We start from the raw sequence: 21597 nt of genomic DNA on the forward strand, positions 1-21597 counted from the left end.
TGCCATGGGTAAGCCCGGTGCTTTTCTTGATATCGATCGCGTGACCCATGAGCTTCGCCCCGTGGAGGAGCGCAGCCATGATTTCGATCCGCTGTACGTGGAGCTCGACGACGATGCGCGTCGCGCCCAAGCGAGCCGCTGCATGATGTGCGGTGTGGCGTTTTGCCAGATGGGCGCGAGCTTTGGCAAGGCACGCCCGAGCGGCTGCCCGCTGCATAACCTGATTCCCGAGTGGAACGAGCTGGTGTACCGCGGCCGCTGGGACGAGGCGGCCGAGCGCCTGTCGCTCACCTCGCCCATGCCCGAGTTTACGAGCCGCGTGTGTCCGGCGCTGTGCGAGGCCGCGTGCAACCTGGGTTCGGTCGACGGCCAGCCCACGACGATTCACGATAACGAGCGCGCGATTAGCGACCATGAGTGGGCCAACGGCGGTCCGCGCCGCTTTGAGCCGGCGGGGGAGGATGCGCCCACGGTCGCCGTGGTTGGTTCTGGACCGGCTGGTCTGGTGGCTGCATGGGAGCTTGCGCGTCGCGGCGCCCGTGTGACGGTGTTTGAGCGCGATGACCGCCCGGGCGGTCTGCTCATGTATGGCATTCCCAACATGAAGCTCGAGAAGTCCGTGGTCGAGCGTCGCGTGGCGCTCATGCGTGAGTTGGGCATTGTGTTTGAGCTGAGCGCCGATGTGACGGACCCTGCGGTGGCAGCCAAGCTCGATGGCTTTGACGCTGTCGTGGTGGCTGCTGGTGCCCGTGCCCCGCGCGGGCTTTCGGCTGCGAACATCGAAGTGCCCGGCGTGGTGTATGCCGTGGACTACCTGACGGCTTCGACCGTCTCGCTGCTCGATGGTGGCGAGCTCGCGGTGGACGCTCGCGGCCTGGACGTCGTGGTCATTGGCGGCGGCGATACCGGCAACGACTGCGTGGGTACCGCCGTGCGCCAGGGTGCGCGCAGTGTGCGCCAGTTTGAGTTTTTGCCGGCCGCGCCCGATAAGCGCGCGGCGAGCAACCCCTGGCCGCAGTGGCCCAACGTTAAGAAGACCGACTACGGCCAGCAGGAGGCTATCGCTGCGATGGGTGGCGAGATGCGTGCCTGGGGCGTGGATACGCTCGAGGTGCTGCTGGACAAGAAGGGTGCGGCTGCGGGCCTGCGCGTGGTCGATCTGGATTGGTCGGCGGGAAAGCCCGAGCACATCGCGGGCTCCGAGCACGAGGTGCCGGCGCAGCTGGTGCTCATCGCCTGCGGCTTTACGGGTCCGGAGCACAGCGTGTTCGAAGCTGTCGGCGTGCCTGTTGCCACGGCCGGGCGACCTCTGCCCGTAATGGCTGCCGAGGGTTCACATCGTGCAGCTCGCGTGGATGGCGTTGCTGCGGATGCCGTGCCGGTGTTTGTTGCCGGCGACGCCCGCAACGGCAGCTCGCTCGTGGTGAACGCCATGGCCGACGCCCTGGCCTGTGCTACCGAAGTCGCAGACGCGCTGGAGCTGTAAGGTAGTCGCCCACAATCGAATCAACAAGGGCTGTCCCCAACTGCCGGCACGAAAGGAACGTCCCCAAGTGCCAGCAGTTGGGGACGTTCCTTTTCTGTCGGCATTCGGGGACACTCCTTGCGGATTTGCGAGCGATTTGCTCGTTTGTCGACGTACGGGTGTTCATTTGTCGACTTTTTGGGCTGTGGTCACCTGTTGTTTCTGTGGTGGCTGCGGGCATCTGGCTCAAAAGGGCGGGTTGGCTGTCTATGTCTACCTGCGGTTTCTTTGCGGTGCGCTCATTCGGTCAAGCTTTTCGTCAAGTGTTTGGTCAGCATCTGGTTTGCAGCCGGAGGCCTATTTTGCCCGCGCTTGCCTCGGTTGCTCGCCCTCCCCGTAAGCTCAAATTGAGGTCCATCAGTTTGAGGAGGATGCCATGACTGACCAAGTTTTTGACCGAGCAGAGCTGGCCGAAGCCGTCGGCAACGATATTGCCGACATGGCTCACTTTTGGATGCTGCGGAAGTTCCAGTTTTTGGAGTCGGCGCGCGAGCAGTTCGAGATTATTGTCGATCCGTGGCTCAGCTATTGCGAGGAGCCTTCTCAAAACGAAATCATGGCCTACAACATGGCGTTTACCGATTGGCTGCTGTTTGAGCGCCCCTATCGCCATGGCAAGACGCTGCTCGAGCTATATGTGGATGAGCCGCCAGCATCGATTTTGCCAGCCTCGCTCAAGCGGCTCGAGCAGGTGCGCGACACGCAGCACTTCTCTCGCTTTGGCATTTTGGACAAGGATCCTGCGTCCGGCATGGTCGCGCTGAAGGACACACGCACCGATCATCGCTTTGATGTCTACGATCCCCATATCGTGCAAAAGGAGCATTGGAATGACGGCGCGATCGCGGTGCGCATCGCGTGCGTTGACGATGTCTGGCTTGCGGTGGGACAGCTCTACCTATATGACATCGCGCGCCTGAACGACACGGCGGTCGACGGGCCGGGTGCGGTGCATCCCGAGGATCTGCAGGACGGCTTTGACACCTCGTGCATCAGCTTCTTCTTGCGTCTGGTCCGCGACATCATGGGCGCCCAGGGGCGGTACGTGAAGTCGCTCAACATCTACGAGCAGGAGTGGGAGTAGGGATTGGGCAGTTGTCGCCTGCCTTGCCCTCTGTCTTTTATGTCTCGATCTGTAACGTTTAGGGGCAAAAAACCGGTCTACCTGTTACAGATCGAGACGAATGCTTGGGCGCTGCTGATTTGTCTAAATCTATAACGTTTAGGGGCCTGGAGAACGTCTAACTGTTACAGATCGAGACGTTTGGCACCTGGCTGGGGGAATGTCTCAATCTGTAACATCTACAGGCTGAAAGTCGACCTTACTGTTACAGATTGAGACAAAGGCTGGAAGCGGTGCCGAAAGATCTAAATCTGTAACAACTAGAGGCTCAAAGACTGTCTTCCTGTTACAGATCAAGACATTTTTCAGCGGAGGCAACGGTGACGATGGTCCATTTGTCTGACGTGGTGGTGATGGAAGTGTCTAATACCGTTTTCAAACACAAGCATACGACTCGCAACACGTTGGCACGGAACAGGATGCTCGCGCGGCTCACGGAGGCGACCGAGCAAGGTGCACTGCTCGCAACGCATGACAATGCCGAGCTCATGTGGCTGCGACGCCATGTCGGAACCGACGATATCGCGGAGCCCGAGTCGTATCTGTTCTGTTTTCAATATGATTGGGATACGTTGACACCGGCGGAGCGAACGCTGCGTACCATCAAAGGGCTTGCGGAATTTCATCCAGATTGGGCGTTTTGGGGTTATGACGCGGCACTTTTGTGGGGTTTGGAGGTGCCGAATGATCTGCTCGGGCCGCGTTTTCTTGTTAAGACGGGTTGTTCAGTGACGTTGAGCAGCGGGTGCAAGTTGTTGCGTCCACAGGTGGCGGACACGCTCGAGCGTGTTGATGGCGTGCGGGTGACGTCGTTTTGGCGCACGGTGGAGGATTGCTTACTGCGTGCGCCGTTCTCCTACGGGTTGGCGATTGCCGATTCTGCACTGCGGGCGAAAGGTGTATCACGTGGGGATTTGTGCGAGCGCCTCCGCGCCGATTGCGAGGGCAGGCGAGGGTATCGCAGGGCACAGGTGATCGCGTCGTATGCGGACGGGCTGTCCGAAAACGGCGGCGAGTCGCGGTTCCGAGCGTTCTTTATTGCGTACGGCTTTCCGGTTCCGGAGCTGCAGGTGGAGTTTCGCGACCCGCTCGATCCGAGCCAGGTGTTTCGGGTTGATTATTTCTGGAGGCTCGAGGACGGGACATATGTCATCGGCGAGCTCGACGGGAAGGGAAAGTATACCCTGCAGGATGGTGGGGATCGGGAGTCGGTCGACCCATTCGTGGCAGAACGTCAGCGAGAGTCTCATCTGACGATGCTCGGGCACAAGGTGCTTCGGTTTACGTTTGATGAACTCAAGAACCCGGGGAAACTGGCTGAAAAGATGAGACTGGCGGGAATTCAACAGCGGGCCGATCTGGCTGAGGAATGGAGACGCCAGTGGTATGGGTGCTAAGGGGTGCAACTGACGCGAATGTGGTTGTTCCTGCCGAGTTTGTCTCGATCTGTAACATCTAGTGGCCCAAAAACCGGGTTTACTGTTGCAGATCGAGACGTTCGGCACACACGGCTGGGGCTCGCCGCGCTGGCCTCTCTATCCTCGCATCCTCCCTTTTCTCCGTTAACCGATACATCGGCTGCATCTCCGTCGCCTTGGGCGATAATGGACAAATGTTCAAGTTAATCGTGAGGGAGGAGCTCGATATGGCGTCTGCCGATCGTTCCACGTTGTTTATCAATGCGACCGTCCTGGATGGTTCGGAACATATGGAGTCGCAACCCGATATGGCCGTGACTGTTGAGCGCGGCGTCATCACCTGGATGGGGCCGAGCGCAGTGGCGCAGGCGCCCGCGGGTGCCGAGGTTATCGACCTGGGCGGTGCGTATCTCATGCCCGGTCTCATCAATATGCACGTGCACTTGTGCGGCTCGGGCAAACCGGTCTCGGCCGGCGATGCGGGAGCGCTGATGAAGAAACTCGATAATCCCGTGGGCCGTGCCATCGTCCGCCGCATCCTCAAGGGCAGTGCCCAGCAGCAGCTGGCAAGCGGTGTGACCACGGTGCGCGGCGCGGGCGACCCGTTGTTTGCCGATCTCGCCGTGCGCGACGCTATCGACGCCGGCAGATATCAGGGTCCGCGCCTGGTAGCGCCGGGAACGGGCGTCACGGTGCCGGGCGGCCACGGTGCGGGCTTGTTCGCGCAGGTGGCCAACAGCCCCGTCGAGGCAGCCGAGCAGGTGCGGGACCTGTATGCGCGCGGTGCCGATGTCGTCAAGCTGTTCGTGACGGGCGGCGTGTTCGACGCTACCGAGGTGGGCGAGCCTGGCGTGCTGCGCATGCCGGTCGAGGTTGCCGCGGCGGCGTGCAAGGCGGCGCACGAGGTGGGCCTGCCGGTTATGGCTCATGTCGAGAGCACCGAGGGCGTGAAGGCCGCGCTTGAGGCCGGCGTCGATACGATCGAGCACGGTGCCCCGATGACGCCCGAGATCTTGGAACTATACCGCGGCGCCGCGGGCACTCAGCTTGAGGATCGTGCACCCAGCGTTACCTGCACTATCAGCCCGGCGCTGCCGTTTGTGCTGCTCGACCCGGAGAAGACCCATTCGACCGATACGCAAAAGAAGAACGGCGATATCGTGTGCTCGGGCATTATCGAGAGTGCTCGTGCGGCACTGGAAGCCGGTATCAAGGTAGGCCTGGGCACGGACTCGAGCTGCCCGTTCGTGACGCAGTACGACATGTGGCGCGAGGTGGCCTATTTTGCCAAGTATGTCGGCGTGAGCAATGCCTTTGCGTTGCATACGGCTACGCAAGTCAATGCCGAGCTGCTGGGGCTGGGCGGCGAGACCGGCACGATCGAGTGCGGCAAGGCCGCCGATATCCTGGTGACGCGCAAGAATCCGCTCGATGACCTGTGCGCTCTGCGTGAGCCGGTACACGTAATGTGCCGCGGCGATCTGGTGCGCAAGCTGAAGGTGAAGCGCATCCCCGAGGTGGATGCCGAGCTCGACGCGATTATGGCCATGCCTGCCGAAGCGCTGGCTGAGGAGCTTGCCCGCGACGGCGTGGCGTAGATGTGACAAAGGGACAACTCCATTACCGCATGCAAAAAGCCGAGGTCTCAACACGAGGCCTCGGCTTTTTTATCGAACAAATACTTAAGATTTGGGACAAACAAACCTGATTAATTTGTCCCGCGTGCGGGCGCTAGGAGCGCGTTTCCATCTTGGCGTGGCACTTGGGGCAGGTGACGCGGATTTTGCCCTTGCCCTTGGGGACGGAGAGCATCTGGCCGCAGTTGGGGCACTTGAGGTATGCCGTGGTCTTGCGACCCTTCCACATCTTCTTGGCCGTGCGCTTGGCGCGCTCAAAGTCTTCCTTGCTCGTTCCGGCTGCACGCGAGGCGCCTGTCGCTGAGGTGCCGCCGCCCAAACTGGCGACGAACTTGCCTAGGCCGGGGACGTTTGCGGTCACGGCGACAAAGGCCGCGTTCTCCTTGCGGCGCGCGTCGATGTTTTTGGACAGGCCGCGCAGCACGCCGAGCACGATCACAGCGATGGCGATCCAGCTGAGCCACTGGATGCGGGCTATCGATCCGATCATCGCGATGACGATGCCGGCAAAACCCATCACGATGGTGAGTTCATCGGCACCATTGCGACCCTTCATAAAGTCATTCATGCAAATTGCCTTTCGTTCGATATGCTGCACGCCTTTATACCCGATTTAGAGCAAGGGGGACAGGTTAATCTGCGCCAATGTGGTGCAAACATGCCTGTCCCCGGAACACCAAGACGGTGCAAAGAAGTTTGTTCCCAATGTCCCAATTACTTGGAGAGCTTGTCGACGACGCGTTCGATCTCGGCGAGCTTGGCGGCTTTGAGGTCTTCGTCGCCCGATTCGATTGCCGAGGTCACGCAGCCCTCAATATGCGCCTTGAGCACGTCGGCGTTAATGCGCGCGAGGAGCGCCTGTGTGGCCATGAGCTGCGTGGAGATGTCGACGCAATAGCGGTCCTCCTCGACCATCCGCAGGATGCCATCAATCTGGCCGCGCGCCGTCTTGAGCATGCGGGTCACCGATTTATGGTCTGCCATCATGGCGGGTCCTCGTTTCTGATCGATGGGGTAGGTATCTCCGACGGCGCTAGGCAGCGGTCACCGAAAGGGCATGGAACTTCTCGGCGGCGCCCTCGACGGCGGCAGCGAGCTGCTCGGCGGTCACGGTGTCGGCGCACTCCACCTGGACGGTCTGAGTCTCGTGGTCGGCGTCGGCGTCGGTCACGCCTGCCACGTTGAGCAGTGCCGTCTCGACAGTGGCGTCGCAGTGGCCGCACATGAGGCCGGAAGTCTTAATTTTGTAACGCATGGATATTCCTCTCTGTTGTGTCGGCTTTCCCAGGCACCCGACCTTGACCTTCAAGCCGTCGCTCGCGTACCAAAGTACGCGTCGCTCCTCTTTCAGGTCAATCTCGGGCACCCGGAAAACCCGTTCTAAATGGACGTAATAGTGATCCTATTTTGCCACTTTGGGCTTAAAGGATTTCAGGCGCAGCGCATTGCTTACGACACATACGCTCGACAGGCTCATGGCCGCGGCGCCAAACATCGGCGAGAGCTGCCACCCGGTGAGCGGGAAGAACACGCCCGCCGCCAGCGGAATGCCGATGCCGTTGTAGAACAGTGCCCAGAACAGGTCCTGTTTGATGTTGCGGATCGTGGCGCGCGAAAGCTCGATGGCGCGGGCGACGTCCATAAGGTCGCTGCGCATGAGCACCACGTCGGCGCCTTCCTTGGCGATGTCGGCACCGGTGCCGATGGCAAGGCCCACGTCGGCGCGCGCCAGGGCGGGGGAGTCGTTGATGCCGTCGCCCACCATGGCCACCATGCTGCTCGCGTCCTGCAGTTCGCGCACGTGGCGTTCCTTGTCGGCGGGGAGGACGTCGGCAATGACCTGTTCGCTGCTCAGCCCCACGCGGCGGGCGATGGCCTCGGCCGTCACGCGGTTGTCGCCGGTGAGCATGCGCACGTCGACGCCGAGCTTGCGGAGCGCGGCGATGGCCTCGGCACTCGTTTCTTTGACCTCGTCCGCCACGGCAATGGTACCGACAAGCTCGCCGTTTTTGGCAAAGAACAACGGCGTTTTGCCCTCGGCAGCGAACTGCTCGGCAAGGTCAGCGGGCACCTCCACGCCCAGCTCGTCCATCAGGCGCGCGTTGCCGGCGGCGATGGCGTTTTGCCCCTCGCGTGCCGTAACGCCGCGACCGGGCGCAGCGGTAAAGTCCTCAACCGCGCGAGCGACAATGCCGCGTGTCTCGCACTCGGCCATAATCGACTCTGCCAGCGGGTGCTCGCTCTGGCGTTCCAGCGCAGCGGCAAGCTTCAGTAGCGCCTTCTCGCTCATCGTGGGAGAGCCGTCGGCGCGCGTCGCCACCACAATGTCCGTCACGCAAGGTTTGCCGCGGGTGACGGTGCCTGTCTTGTCGAGCACGACGGTGCCCACGCTGCGCAGGTTCTCCAGTGCCTCGGCGCTCTTAAATAGAATGCCCATTTCAGCGCCCTTGCCGGTGCCCACCATAATGGCGACGGGCGTGGCCAGACCCAGTGCGCACGGACAGCTGATCACCAGCACGGCCACGGCGGAGGTGAGCGCTTCGTTCATACTGCCGGTCAGTGCCATCCACGCCGCAAAGGTCGCTGCCGAGATCACAAACACCACGGGCACGAACACGCCAGCGACCTTATCGGCCATGCGGGCGATGGGCGCCTTGGTGGCATTGGCGTCCTCGACGAGCTTGATGATCTTGGCGAGCGACGTGTCGGCGCCCACACGCGTGGCGCGGAAGGTAAACGAGCCCGTGCGGTTGACGGTGGCGGCGTTGACGGTGTCGCCGGCGGTCTTCTCCACGGGGATGGACTCGCCGGTGAGCGCGCTCTCGTCCACGGCCGAGCTGCCCTCGAGCACCACGCCGTCGATGGGGATGGACTCGCCGGGGCGCACGCGCAGGACCTGGCCGGGAAGGATGCTGTCGACGTCGACGGTGGTTTCGGTGCCGTCATCGGCAACGACAGTCGCGGTTTTGGGCGCCAAGTCGATGAGTGCCTCGATGGCGCCGCCGGTTTTGGATTTGCTGCGCGTCTCGAGGTATTTACCCACGGTGACGAGCGATAGGATTGTGCCCGCACTCTCAAAATACAGGTTGTCCATGCCCGTCATCATGGCCTCGTGGACCTGCCCCGCGGCTAGTTGGTCGGCCATGATGAACATGGCGTAGAGCGACCAGGCGATGGCCGCGGTGGCGCCAACGGCGATAAGGGCATCCATGGTTGGCGCGCCGTGCGCGAGCGATTTAAACCCGTTGATAAAGTACGCGTCGTTGACGTAGGCGATAGGGATGAGCAGGACGAGCTCGGTGAGGGCGAGCGTCATGCTGTGGGTGTGGTCGGTGAAGACGCCAGGCAGCGGCCAGCCGAGCATATGCCCCATGCCTATATAGAACAATGGGATGAGGAAGACGATCGAGGCGATGAGGCGGGTGCGCATGGCGGAGGCGGCGGCCTCCAGCTTTTTGGTGGGCGGCTCCATATGGGCGGCACCGGATCGGGCTTGCGCGCTGCCGTTTAAGCCGACGGCACCGGTGCCCGCATCGATGGGCGAGGCAGAGTACCCTGCGCGATCGACAGCGGTGCAGATATCGTCGGGGGAGACCTGTGCGGGGTCGTAGTCGACCAACATGGAGCCGGCGAGCAGATTGACCGCGACGCTCTGGACGCCGCCGAGCTTGCTTACGGCGCGGTCCACATGCGCCTGGCAGGCGGCGCAGGTCATGCCGCCCACATCGAACTTATCTTGAGCCATGGCTTCTCCTTTCTGTGACGTAGCGTCGGAAATGTTAACCAGCTGATACTATACACCCATACCCCCTGGGGGTGTCCAGTGGAGATTGAAATGTATGACATTCTGATTATTGGTCGAGGTGATAGCCAGGTCGGCGGACCGTAGCCGGTCTAATGTCTCAATCTGTAACAACTAGACCCGTTTTTGTCGAGTAACTGTTACAGATCGAGACATTGCATCGAGCCACAACTTAACGTCTCAATCTGTAACACCTAAGGACCGTTTTTCCTGATAGATGTTACAGATCGAGACAGATTGCCCGCGGCCAACTCAAATGTCTTGATCTGTAACATCAAGAGAGGTTTTTGACCCCTTACTGTTACAGATTGAGATGTTGTCTCGCGGGGCTGGGGTTTGTCTCGTTCTGTAACATCTAGACCTGTATCTGCCGAGCTAATGTTACAGATTGAGACAATTGCCGGGGAGGGGCCCCGCCGCGGCAAGGCGCCCGCTGCTTAGATGCAGAATCCGGGAATCACGCAGGTTCGCTTGTTTGGCTTTTCCGCAGGCGTTGCGTACGTAAAGACGTCGCCGTCGTGCCCCACGCGGTTCATATAGAGTGTGCCTTCGCTCTCCGATGTGTCGGGGCTCACCGTGCGCTCCCACCAACAGGTGTCCTTGCCCTTCCACTGGCGGACCATCGTCTCGTTCGTGGTATACGGACTTACCTTGAGCTCGCGGAAGAGTTGGTATTCCTTGCCCTCGCCGTTGTAGATATCTGCCAGGTAGTGAAAGTCCTCGGTAAATGACTCGGGTGGCTGATTGCCGCAGAGCTCGACCATTGCGGGCAGCCAAAGGGTCGCGGGCAGCTCGCTCAGGCACGAAGTGCTTTTGGTGGCGCCGACGTTGTTCGAGATCTTCTTAACCTCTTTAATAAGTGCGCGCAGCTCGCTTGGCAGCAGCTTGAGGCCGTCGCTGTCGAGCCATTCTCGCAGTTCGCAATCTGCCCAGCCGGCGTTCAATGCCTGCGTTGCGGCATCGCGCTCGGCAATACCTGCGTCAAAGATGAATGACAGACCGGCCTTGCCGTTGGTATCCGCCAGGTCGTCGTGAAGAATGCCCACGAGTTGCGCCCCGACCTCCAGCCCGTTGGTGAGCGTAACGCGCTTGGCACTCGGGTAGGGAATATGGCCGTCGTCGTCGAGCAGATGATAGCGCTTGGCAATCTTGCGAGCTTCGGCGTTGCTCTTCGCCGTCTTAATCTTGAGCGAAATCTCCTGCAGCTGATCCCAGGTGTAGTCGTCAAGTGAGCTGCGGATGCCGTCGAGGTAGTCGGGAATGCCAAAGCCATGAGTGGCGGCGCCGATGACGCCGAGCCCCGCGACGGCAGCGGCAACGCCGCCGATGATAAAGCGCCGGCGGGTCATGGTGTCGCGTTGAGCCTGCTCCAGGATTTCTTGTGCGCGTTCAGCGGCGACGTCGACTGTAAGATGGGTGCCGGCATCGATATCGACCGCGGTCTCGTTGCCCATGCCTTCGCTGTCTTTGGATTCGGCGGTGGGGAGGTAGGACGAGAGCACCTCGAGCATCTGCTGTTCGGTGGGACGATCGCACTGCTCGACCGAGATGCCTTTCATAATGATCTGGACGAGCGTCTCGTCGTCACTGCATCGCGGCTCGAGCGGTGTCGGCTTGGTCTTGGTCTTTATGAGGTAGAACGAGCCGGTTGCCGCGGCGCCCGTCGACTCCACATCGAACGGCTTGCGACCGCTGTAGAGCTGGTACAGAATGCTCGAAAGCGCATAGACGTCGACCGCGGGCGAGCGGCGAAGGGCCGCGATGCCTTCGATATCCTGCGTGAGCATCTCGGGCGCGGCGTATGCGGGCGTGGCAAAGCGCCAGATGTCGGCACGCCGGGTGATCGTGTCGTCGCCGAGGGCCATGGTCGCGGAGCCCATGTCGATGAGGCAGGGGTCAAAGGAGCAATCGGCAATCTGTTGCTCGAGCGTTCGGCTGGTGGTGCGGAACATGATATTGGCGGGCGACAGGTCGCGATGGACGACCGGGTTAACGAGCCCTTGGGTCATCAGGAGTGCGCGAAGCACGGCGTTTCCAACGGCAGCCACCATCTGGGTGGTTAGCCCGCCCGAGGCATCGTGCGGAAGCAAAGGCAGCGCCTGCTTGAGCGAGGCACCCTCGACCCACTCCATGAGGATGAGCGGGTCGTCCTCGCACGATCCATAGCCATAGACGCGCGGAAATCCGCGCAGGTGCGAGACGGTGCACAGATGACGGTACTCCTCGAACAGCGCGGCGGTGTTGGCCAGGTGCGCAGCTGCTTGCTCGGCGGAGCGATCGGGCGTCTGGTCGGAAAGGATGGCGTTGTCCTTGAGCAGCTTGACGGCAAAGACCTCGCCGCTCGTGTTGGTCGCGCGCAGTACCTGTCCGATATTGCCGTCGCTGCGATAGGGCGTTTGGAGGATAAGCGTCATGAAACGGCGCTTGGCATCGTCTTCCGCGCTCGGATTGACCGCCACGGCGGTGTCGAATGTGTCGAGACGGATGAGTTTGCTGCCACGAACGGGATCCATAGTGTTCACAACGTTCCTTTGTTTATAGGGGTTGGCCGTATGCTCATACTAAAAGTACGGACATCGATAGAACCTATGATAGACGGCTCTGATGAAAAGTGAATGTTCATTGTCGCAATTATTGCGTGCAGCACGACGCAAACGGCGGAAAGGCGGAGGACGATTGGTCGCCGTCCGCCTTTCCGCGCTAGTCCACAATGACAAGGAATGTCGTGTAGAGGCCCAGATGGAGCCTGTCGCTGTTTTCGATTTCCACCGGGGGATAGACTTTGCCGGGCTCTCGTTGGTCGCGGGGCGGCTCAATCACAATATCGCCGTCGCCCGCGCCCGATTCGAGCACTGTGCCGTTGGTCGACCCAAGGCCCTGAGCGTACCAGCGTCCGCCTTCGAGCCAAATGCGCAAGTGCTCGCGCGATGCATCGGCACCCACGTCGGTGATGCTGGGCGATGTCTTGGGCAGCGATCCGATTACGGTGCCGCGCGGGTCACGCGTGAGCGGATGGATCTGCATGTCAACGCTGTTGCCGGCGTGCGTCCTAAGCAAACCGAGGTTGGGGGCGACGGTGCGCGGCTGCTCCAGGCTGCTCATAAAGCCACGTCCGACGGTAGTTTCGGTGGTGCCAAAGTGCCCGCCTGTCTTGCTGTCGCAAAAGCGCTCGACGGTGGCCACGCCTTGGATGGGGTCAGCGAGCGCCCCCGTTGCCACAAAGAGCATAAGGTAAAGCGTGCTCTTCTCGCGCACGGTATTGCCGTCAAAGTTGTCGATGTGATTGAGGGCATTTGCATATAGGCGGCTGTCCAGCTTGTAGCTGGCGAGAGCTGACATCATTTCGTTGGCTGCCGGACCACGATAGTGCTCGGCGATTGCCTGATAGGCGGACTCGCCGCCGCCGAGCTTGCTGCAGATTGCCGCGGAAAGGTTGAGCGTGGTGACGGTAAAGTCGCTGTAGATGGCGGGTGCGCACTGGTCGGGCTCGCGATGGACGATGTAACGGGTGAGATACGAGCGGTTGGAAGAGCATTTCTCGAGCAAGGTGCTGCCGAGATAGGAGTTTCCATTGATAAGCATTCGGGCGATTTCGAGATGCTTAAGACCGCCGAACGAGCGAATATCGTTATAGAGGACCGAGCAAGGCGTCTCTGCTGCCACGGATACCTCCTTTGATTGCTTCCTAGCCAATATGGCGATAGGAATTAATGCCCCCCGGTGGGCCACGTATTAAATGGCTGCGCAATATATGGCGTAACCAAAGCAACATTATAGACCACATGTTCGAAATTGCAGGAAGACTGAGAGATTTGGTTTGGACTGGACGGAAATTCCCCTCTGTCTTGATCTGTAACAATTGGGACCGATTTTGCTGCGTAACTGTTACAGATTGAGACGTTTGTGGGCCGTGTCGACCGTTTGTCTCGATCTGTAACACGTAGAGGAAGATTTGCCCTGTAGATGTTACTGATTGAGACAATCGGCCCAGACTCGCCCGTCCGCCTCGTCATCTGTGGTTTACGTGGGGGCATGCGAAGCACGGGTATACTAACCGCGGCGAATCTGCTCCATCGCTTAGAGCTGCTGCGTCTGGACGGCGCGTGATAGGGCTGCCAAAGCGATCGCCAGCGTGCTGAGCAACGTCCTCTCTGTGCGCACCCGTTTTTGTATGTATTAGCGCACTACCAAGCACGCCCGCGCGGCCGCATGCCGTGCCCATTGCGCGTGCAGATAAGGAACAACAACATATGCGTAATTCTGTATCCGACGTCACGGACGCCGAGATTCTGGACGAGACCCGCGAGGCCATGACCCAGGCTGCCTTCGATGCCGCCGATGAGGCCGGCGCCGCCCAGGCCGTCGAGTCCGCTACCGAGAGTCTGCCCGCCTTTGACGAGCTGGGACTTTCGGACGAGATGCTCCGTGCTATTGAGAACCTGGGCTATACGGCGCCCACGCCTGTTCAGGCCGGTTCGATTCCCGTGGTGCTCGAGGGTCGCGACTTGCTTGCCGCCGCTCAGACCGGCACCGGCAAGACGGCCGCCTTTTTGCTGCCGACCATGAACAATCTGGAGCACATCGCTCCTCCCAAACCCGTGCGCGAGCGCGGCGGCCGCAACCGTCGCCGCGGTGCTAAAAAGCCCGAGGGCAACGGCCGTGGCCCCGTGATGCTCGTCATCACCCCCACGCGCGAGCTTGCCCAGCAGATCGACGAGGTCGCGAGCAAAATCGCCGACGTCACGGGCCACGTTGCCGTGACCGTCGTGGGCGGCGTGAGCTACAAGCCGCAGACCGCGGCACTCAAGTACGGCTGCGATATCCTAGTCGCCACGCCGGGCCGTCTGGTCGATCTGATCGAGCAGGGCGCCTGCCACCTGGACGAGGTCAAGGTGCTGGTGCTCGACGAGGCCGACCGCATGCTCGACATGGGCTTTTTGCCCGCCGTCCGCCGCATTGTGCGCGAGACGCCGGCCGAGCGCCAGACGCTGCTGTTCTCGGCGACCCTCGACGAGGAGGCCGTGGGCGAGATCACCGACCTGGTGAGCGATCCTGCCCGCGTGGAGATCGCGCCCGCCACGTCGACCGCCGACACCGTCGACCAGTTTGTGTTCCCGGTGTCCATCGAGGCCAAGAACAACCTGCTGCCCGAGTTCCTCAAGAAGGAGGGCCCGGAGCGCACCATCGTCTTTATGCGCACCAAGCACCGCGCCGACAGCTGCTGCCGTCGTCTGGAGCGTAAAGGCATCAAGGCTGCCGCGATTCACGGCAACCGTAGCCAGGCCCAGCGCGAGCGCGCGCTTTCTGCCTTCCGCGACGGTACCGTCGACGTGCTGGTGGCAACCGACGTGCTTGCCCGCGGCATCGACATCAGCGACGTGCGCTACGTCGTGAACTTTGACGTGCCGGCAGAGCCGACCGACTACATCCACCGCATTGGCCGCACGGGCCGCGCCGGCGAGCTGGGCTGGGCTATTACGTTTGTGACCGAGCAGGACGTCGATGAGTTCTACGAGATTGAGAAGCTCATGGACAAGACCGCCGACATCTACGAGGCCGGCGACCTGCATGTGGGTCCCAACCCGCCCGCGGTTGACCCCGAGCGCGACCCTGCCGCCTTTAAGGTGAAGAAGAAGACCAAGCGCGGCAAGTCCAAGAGCAAGAAGAAGCTTGAGCAGGCGCGTCGCGACGGCAAGCGCAACGGCGACGATTACGGCGATGTGGCCGGTCGTTCCAACCGTGGTCGCGACGAGCGTCGCGGCGACGGCGAGCGTCCGAGCCGTCCCAAGCGCGGCGGCAAGACCCGCGTGCGCGAGGGCGTTCAGGCTCGTGTGGACGAGGCTGTGGAGAGTGTGGCTCGCGAGGTGGCTTCCGAGGAGCGTGCTGGCGCTGCCGAGCAGGTCCCGCGAGGCAACCGTGCCGAGCGCCGTGCCAAGCAGTTCCAGGGCGAGGCGCATCGCCGTCGCCGCGAGGACGAGGACCGCGGCGGTCGTCGCCGTGTTGAGCGCGAGGACGAGGGCCGTGGCTCGCGCGGCGGCAAGCGTGGCTCGGGCGATCGTCGTCGTTCCGGTCGCAATGACGAGCGCGGCGGGCGCGATGAGCGCCGTGGCGGCGAAGGCCGTGGTTCGCGTGACGAGCGTGGTACCCGCGGCGGCGAGTCCCGTGGCGGCAAGCGCTTTGAAGAGCGCGGCGGTCGTGGCGGCGAGCGTCGCGATCCGCGTGCCAGCCGCGATCGTCGCGATGACTGGCGCAACTACGACGATACCCGCGAGGAGCGTCGCGGCGGCTACCGTGGTGGTCGCGGCGGCAACCAGGCCGGTTCCCGTGGCGGCCGCGCCGGCGGTCGCGATAACCGTGGCAGCTATGGCAACAGTCGTGGCGGCAAGCGCGGCGGCAGCTCCCGTCGTCCCGGCGACGGCGGCGGCAAGCGCAAATAACATACGCATCGCACGCTAGCGTGAGACAAGCTAAGGGCCCCGAGCAACTACGCTCGGGGCCCTTTTTGGTGCAAAGGGGTCAGAGCAAGGAGTGTCCCTGAGTGCCGGCAGAAAAGGAACGTCCCTAAGTGCCGCATAGCTACCGTTTATCGGAGAATAAATACCGTTCACCGGTCATAATGATTATTCTGGCTTTGGGCTTGTCTACAATAGCTCTCGTAAAAAGAAATGCGGAAGGTTACCGAGTCCCTCGGACGTGGGCCTAACCAAAGTCTTTGAACGGGTGTGTCTCTATGGATGCATTCGCTTGATTTTGGTTGGGCTATATTTATGAAGGGACATGCCGCCATGGGTTTCTTTTCTCGCCTGATGGGCGGTTCGGATGAGCAGAAGACTGCAGCTTCCGAGCTCGAAATCCTCGCTCCCGTTTCCGGCGAGCTTGTTCATCTAGAAAATACCAATGACCCTGCTTTTAGCAGCCGCGCGGTGGGCGATGGCGTTGCCGTGGTTCCCCAAGAGGGAACGGTGTGCGCTCCTGTTTCCGGCACCGTCGCGGCGTTGTTTCCGACTGAGCACGCGCTGGGCATCATGTCCGACGACAGCTCTGCTCAGGTGATGCTGCATATCGGAATCGACACTGTTAAACTTGAGGGCAAGGGCTTCCATGCGCTCGTTGCTCAGGGTGACCATGTCGACGTGGGCCAGCCCCTCGTCGAGGTCGATTTTGACGCGGTTCGCGCCGCTGGCTTCGACCCCACGGTCTTCGTTATCGTGTGCGAGCGCTCGGAGAACTCGACTCTTCGTGAGCATGCTTCCGGCCCTGTTGCTGTTAAAGAGCCTGTCGTCTGGCTTTCCGAGTAAAGTCTTGTGGTGGGTACCGTGGTTATCAAGCGAGTTTTCAACAATAACGTCGCAATGGTCACTTCGGACGATGGATCCGAACTCATCGTCATCGGCCGAGGCCTCTGCTTTGGCCGCCATGCCGGTGATATCATCGACGAGGCGTCGGTCGAAAAGACCTATGCGCTGCAGGAGGGTACCTCCCAGGATTCTCGTACGATTGACCGCTTGGCACATCTTTTGGAGTCCATCCCCACCGTTAACCTCGTGATTTCCGAGGACATTGTTCAGATGCTTCGTCGAGAGCTCAATGTTGATATCAATGACAAGATTCTCATTGCTCTCGCAGATCATCATTGCTCTCGCAGATCATATTAGCCTCGCCCTTGATCGCGAGCGCAAGGGCATTCCGTGTGAGAACCCGTTGCTGCTCGAGATCCAGCAGTTCTATCGCAAGGAGTATGCGCTTGCGGGCCGTGCCCTTCAGATTATCAAGGATTACCTGGGCATCGAGATGAGCGAGGAGGAGCAGGGCTTCATCACCTTGCATATCGTCAACGCTACCATGCCGCAGCGCTCTGACCGTCTGATTGTTTCGGTCCAGCTTGTTCGCGACGTGCTCGCGATTGTTTCCGAGCACTATGCCACGACCCTTGACGTCGCCTCGTTGCCGTACGAGCGTTTCGTTCGCCATCTGCAGTTTTTTGCGCAGCGAGCGCTCGATCCCGCGGCGGGGCAGGTCAATGGCGACACGCTGTTCCGTATCGATGAAACGGTGTATCCGAGGGCGTTCTCGTGCGCGGAGTCAATTGCCGACCGCTTAGCGTCTACCTATAACGTTGTCGTTACCAATGCCGAGAAGAGTTATCTCGCATATCACATTGTTAACCTGCTTGGAGAATCTGGTCTCTAGGCATAACGTGCCCGCACATCGATTGATATAAGACAAGGCTCATGGTCTTGTCCAGGGCACACCTGTCTTAATTTGCGGAAAAGAAAGGGGAGTATCGCTATGACCGCAAAAAAGAAAGTAAACCTCAAGGCGCCGTTGGAGGTGTTCGCGAAGTCGATCGTCCAGCCGATGATGTATCTCTCGGTTGCCGGCATCCTGCTCATCGTGGGCATCATTCTGACCAACAAGACCATCTGTGCCGTGGTCCCCGTGCTGGGCTCCGGCCCGTTCCAGCTTGCGGGCGCCGTTGTCTATCAGTCGCTGATGTTTATCATCAACAACCTCTCGATTCTGTTCTGCGTGGGCATCGCCGGCGCCATGGCAAAGAAGAACAAGGGCCATGCTTCGCTGATCGCCCTGATGTCGTTCTTCCTGTTCCTTCAGGCCAATAACATCGTGCTCAACGCCACCGGTTCTCTTGCCGAAGCGAGCGGCATGCTCGGCCTTACCGGAACCGGCCAGAGCACCGTTATGGGCATTCAGGTCCTCGATACCGGCGTGTTTGGCGGCATCATTCTTGGTTGCATCACCGGTGCCGTGTTCAACAAGTACTCGAACAAGCAGTTCCCCGTTGCCCTTTCGATGTTCTCGGGCGTTCGCTTTCCGTTCCTGATCATGATCATCATTTCCTGGATCATGGGCGCTGGCTTCTGCATCGTTTGGCCTCCGGTTCAGGGTGCCATCTCCTCCGTTGCCGGCATCATTAAGGAGTCGGGCAACATCGGTCTGTTTATCTACGGCATGCTCAACAAGTTGCTCGTTCCCACCGGTCTGCACCACCTCATCTACACCCCGTTCCAGTTCTCCGATGTGGGTGGCACCCTTACGCTGGGCGATCAGGTTATCGCCGGCGCCTATCCCATCCGTGTCGCCGAGATGGCAATGACGGGCCAGCCCTTCTCCGATAGCACGTATTTCAACAGCTACGCCTTCAACAACCTGTGGCCCTACATCGGCATCGGTCTCGCCTTTATCTTCACCGCCTACAAGCAGAACAAGGACAAGACCAAGGCTGTCATCATCCCGCTGATCATCACCGCCGTGCTTTCCTGCGTGACCGAGCCCATGGACTTCCTCTTTGTCTTTGCTGCCCCTGTGCTCTTTGTCGTCCACTCGATTCTTTCCGGCGTCTTCCTGGTTCTTCTTAAGGTTTTCTCCGTGCCCGCTTCGACTGCAGGCGGCATCATCAACATCGTTGTTTCCAACCTGGTCCTTGGTGTCGATAAGACCAACTGGCCGGTCATGCTGGTGCTTGGAGTTCTCAACGCCGCTCTGTACTTCTTCCTCTTCACCTTCCTTATTAAGAAGCTCAATCTCCACACGCCTGGTCGCGAGGAGGAGTCCGAGCTCGCCGAGTCCGTCGCCGAGGGCGAGGCCGCCGCGTCTGTCGCGGTGAAGCAGGGCGCTGTTGCCGCGGCTCCCGCAGAGGGCGTCGATGCGGGCATTGCCGATCTGGTCGCAGGTCTTGGCGGCAAGGACAACATCGAGGAGCTCGAGAACTGCTTTACGCGTCTCCGCGTGAACGTTAAGAACCCGGACCTCATCGATGAGAACCTCATCAACCACGTGCCCAACAGCGGCATCAACCGCAATGGCAACAATATCCAGATCATCTTTGGCATGAAGGTCGCCGAGATGCGTGACAAGGTCGAAAACGCAATTGAGAAGGAGCAGTAAACAATGATCATTACTCTGTGTGGTGGCGGATCCACCTTTACCCCCGGCATCGTCAAGTCCATCGCTCTGCGCAAGGACGAGCTCGACGTTGACGAGATTCGTCTGTACGACATCAACGAGGAGCGCCAGCGCAAGATCGGCGTGCTCGTGGACTGGATTTTGCACGAGGACCTCGGCCTGGACATCAAGCTTACGGTGACCACCGACAAAAAGACGGCTTTTACCGACGCGAGCTTCGTGTTTGCCCAGATGCGCGTGGGCGGCTATGCCATGCGCGAGCAGGACGAGAAGATTCCGCTGCGTCACGGCTGCGTGGGCCAGGAGACCTGCGGCTGCGGCGGCCTTGCCTACGGCATGCGTACCATCTTCCCCATGGTCGAGCTGATTGACGACGTTGAGAAGTACGCCAAGAAGGACTACTGGATTCTCAACTACTCCAACCCTGCCGCCATCGTCTCCGAGGGCTGCCGCGTCCTGCGCCCCAACGCTCGCATCATCAACATCTGCGACATGCCGATTGCGATTATCGACGTGGTTTGCGCCGCGCTCGATATCGACAAGAAGGACGTCGAGTACGACTACTTTGGCCTCAACCACTTTGGTTGGTTTACCTCGATCCGCCACAAGGGCGAGGAGGTGCTCCCGCAGCTGCGCGAGTACATCAAGGAGCACGAGATTCTGCTGCCCGATTCTTACCTCAAGGGCATGAGCTCGCTGATGTCCAAGAAGCCCGAGGAGGCCACCGACGAGCATCCCGAGCAGAACCGCCACACCAAGGGCAGCTGGTACTACGTCTGGAAGGGCGAGTACGAGATCATGGAGTGCTTCCCGGAGTACCTGCCCAACACGTATCTGAACTACTACCTGCAGCAGAAGGAGTTCGTCGAGCATTCCAACCCCGAGCGCACCCGTGCAAACGAGGTCGAGGAGACGCGCGAGAAGAACCTCTTTGATGGCATCGACCATTACGAGAAGACGGGCGAGATCGACGAGAGCACGTTCTATGCGGGCAGCCACGGCGACTGGATTGCCGATCTGGCCATCGCTCTGAAGAACGATACCAAGCAGCGCTTCCTGGTCATTTGCGAGAACAAGGGCGCTATCCCCAACATGCCCTACGACGCCATGGTCGAGCTGCCTGCCTACATTGGCAAGAACGGCCCCGAGGTCATCAGCCGCGACAACATCCCGCTGTTCCAGCAGGGTCTTATGATGCAGCAGCTGAACTCCGAGAAGCTCATCGTCGAGGCTACGATCGAGGGTTCGTACGAGAAGGCGCTCAAGGCCTTTACGCTCAACAAGACCGTGCCTTCGATGAAGGTCGCCAAGGAGGTTCTCGACGACATGATCGAGGCCAACAAGGGTTACTGGCCCGAGCTTCGCTAAAGACAGAAGGTCTCTGGCACAAAAGAGCCGCTGACCGTAAAACTTGATCAATGCCCTGTTCGCGTGTTAGCGCGGACGGGGCATTGCCGTTTTGCGCAAAGGGTTGATATGGGGGTGGGCAGCGCCGTCGCATCGAGATTGCCCGAGCCCTGCTGTGCCCAGGCGACGCGGTGATTCTGGACGAGCCCTTTACCGGTCTAGATACCGCTGCGCGCGACGCATGCGCCGAGGTCGTGCTCGACTTGCTCGACGGCCGCATGATGTTGTTTGCCACGCACGATGTCGTCGACGCTCAGGCCCTCAATATCTCGGATATCATCACGCTCTAAATACTTACTCAGCAACAAAATGATCCGTTTTTTTCTCCGTCCCCATGGGGTCGGATATGGTATTCTATCTGCGGGGTAATACTTTGGAATACCAAGTAATACCAACGCCGTAGAAACAAACTCTAGATGCGGGCCAATCGGGTTGCCTTCACAGCCCGTCGCCCAGCCGCGTGGCCCGCATCTATCCGCACCACCGTCGTTTCAAAAAGGAAGCGCCATGGCAGAACACATGACCCCGGTTGTCGCGAAGGTCTTGCCCGAGGAAAAGGCGGCCTTCGCGGCGGCAACGCAGCTCGTAGGTACCACGCCGTCCAACGCCATCCGCATGTTTATCGCCGCGTTTAATCGCTGCGGCACCTTTCCGTTCGACATTTCGCCCAACGGGGCCTTTGGCATTGCGCCCGATTCTCATCGACAATGACCGTCCCAAACTGCCGGCACTTGGGGACGTTCCTTTTCTGCCGGCAGTTA

Annotated in this window: 17 protein-coding genes and 1 pseudogene; 12 read left to right on the plus strand and 6 right to left on the minus strand. The window is 60.4% G+C overall.

The window, feature by feature from the left end:
• Positions 1-4: 4 nt before the first annotated feature.
• The 4 genes from DWX25_RS02190 (at position 5) to DWX25_RS02205 (ending at position 5664) form a co-directional block, all read left to right on the plus strand.
• Complete coding sequence (locus DWX25_RS02190) at positions 5-1486, plus strand: glutamate synthase subunit beta (protein ID WP_117798617.1); 1482 nt, start codon at positions 5-7, stop codon at positions 1484-1486.
• Positions 1487-1901: 415 nt separating this feature from the next.
• Positions 1902-2609 (plus strand): hypothetical protein, encoded by a 708-nt coding sequence (locus DWX25_RS02195; protein ID WP_117798619.1) that lies wholly within the window; start codon positions 1902-1904, stop codon positions 2607-2609.
• Positions 2610-2968: 359 nt separating this feature from the next.
• Complete coding sequence (locus DWX25_RS02200) at positions 2969-4045, plus strand: hypothetical protein (RefSeq protein ID WP_117858836.1); 1077 nt, start codon at positions 2969-2971, stop codon at positions 4043-4045.
• Between the two features lie 248 nt (positions 4046-4293).
• On the plus strand, positions 4294-5664 hold the full coding sequence (locus DWX25_RS02205; RefSeq protein ID WP_233505187.1) for an amidohydrolase family protein: 1371 nt from the start codon (positions 4294-4296) through the stop codon (positions 5662-5664).
• Between the two features lie 133 nt (positions 5665-5797).
• On the opposite strand, the gene DWX25_RS02210 is transcribed toward DWX25_RS02205, so the two are convergent.
• The 6 genes from DWX25_RS02210 to DWX25_RS02235 form a co-directional block, all read right to left on the minus strand.
• Positions 5798-6271, minus strand: a complete 474-nt coding sequence (locus tag DWX25_RS02210) for a hypothetical protein (protein ID WP_117798625.1) — start codon at positions 6269-6271, stop codon at positions 5798-5800.
• 146 nt (positions 6272-6417) lie between these two features.
• Entirely contained in the window at positions 6418-6690 is a 273-nt protein-coding gene (locus DWX25_RS02215; protein ID WP_022094020.1) for a metal-sensing transcriptional repressor, read from the minus strand.
• 46 nt (positions 6691-6736) lie between these two features.
• Positions 6737-6958 carry a heavy-metal-associated domain-containing protein gene (locus tag DWX25_RS02220; protein ID WP_117798627.1) on the minus strand — a complete coding sequence of 74 codons (222 nt, stop codon included), beginning with the start codon at positions 6956-6958 and terminating at the stop codon, positions 6737-6739.
• A gap of 147 nt (positions 6959-7105) precedes the next feature.
• A complete protein-coding gene (locus DWX25_RS02225) occupies positions 7106-9448 on the minus strand; it encodes a cation-translocating P-type ATPase (protein ID WP_117798629.1) in 2343 nt (780 codons plus the stop codon).
• Positions 9449-9942: 494 nt separating this feature from the next.
• The gene (locus DWX25_RS02230; protein WP_117798631.1) at positions 9943-12018 is read right to left on the minus strand and encodes a DUF6273 domain-containing protein; all 2076 of its coding nucleotides are present in this window, start codon (positions 12016-12018) and stop codon (positions 9943-9945) included.
• Between the two features lie 187 nt (positions 12019-12205).
• The gene (locus tag DWX25_RS02235; protein WP_117798633.1) at positions 12206-13168 is read right to left on the minus strand and encodes an FHA domain-containing protein; all 963 of its coding nucleotides are present in this window, start codon (positions 13166-13168) and stop codon (positions 12206-12208) included.
• Between the two features lie 587 nt (positions 13169-13755).
• On the opposite strand from DWX25_RS02235, the gene DWX25_RS02240 reads away from it, so the two are divergent.
• The 8 genes and pseudogenes from DWX25_RS02240 (at position 13756) to DWX25_RS02265 (ending at position 21547) form a co-directional block, all read left to right on the plus strand.
• Positions 13756-15942 (plus strand): DEAD/DEAH box helicase, encoded by a 2187-nt coding sequence (locus tag DWX25_RS02240; protein ID WP_117798635.1) that lies wholly within the window; start codon positions 13756-13758, stop codon positions 15940-15942.
• A 348-nt stretch (positions 15943-16290) separates the two neighbouring features.
• Complete coding sequence (locus DWX25_RS02245) at positions 16291-16803, plus strand: PTS glucose transporter subunit IIA (RefSeq protein WP_158557550.1); 513 nt, start codon at positions 16291-16293, stop codon at positions 16801-16803.
• 18 nt (positions 16804-16821) lie between these two features.
• Positions 16822-17160: a CAT RNA binding domain-containing protein gene (locus DWX25_RS09505; RefSeq protein WP_199412291.1), complete on the plus strand. Its 339-nt coding sequence runs from the start codon at positions 16822-16824 to the stop codon at positions 17158-17160.
• A complete protein-coding gene (locus tag DWX25_RS02250; RefSeq protein ID WP_199412292.1) occupies positions 17105-17695 on the plus strand; it encodes a PRD domain-containing protein in 591 nt (196 codons plus the stop codon). Before DWX25_RS09505 ends, DWX25_RS02250 begins: the two co-directional genes overlap by 56 nt.
• Before the next feature lie 99 nt (positions 17696-17794).
• Positions 17795-19411 (plus strand): PTS transporter subunit EIIC, encoded by a 1617-nt coding sequence (locus DWX25_RS02255; protein ID WP_117798639.1) that lies wholly within the window; start codon positions 17795-17797, stop codon positions 19409-19411.
• A 3-nt stretch (positions 19412-19414) separates the two neighbouring features.
• Positions 19415-20797, plus strand: coding sequence for a 6-phospho-alpha-glucosidase (locus DWX25_RS02260; protein WP_117734429.1), 1383 nt, complete (start codon positions 19415-19417; stop codon positions 20795-20797).
• Between the two features lie 125 nt (positions 20798-20922).
• A pseudogene (locus DWX25_RS09425) lies at positions 20923-21126 on the plus strand (hypothetical protein); the annotation flags it as partial.
• A gap of 217 nt (positions 21127-21343) precedes the next feature.
• The gene (locus DWX25_RS02265; RefSeq protein WP_117798641.1) at positions 21344-21547 is read left to right on the plus strand and encodes a hypothetical protein; all 204 of its coding nucleotides are present in this window, start codon (positions 21344-21346) and stop codon (positions 21545-21547) included.
• Positions 21548-21597: the final 50 nt, after the last annotated feature.

It is taken from the genome of Collinsella sp. AF18-8LB, assembly GCF_003459795.1.
Taxonomy (GTDB): domain Bacteria; phylum Actinomycetota; class Coriobacteriia; order Coriobacteriales; family Coriobacteriaceae; genus Collinsella.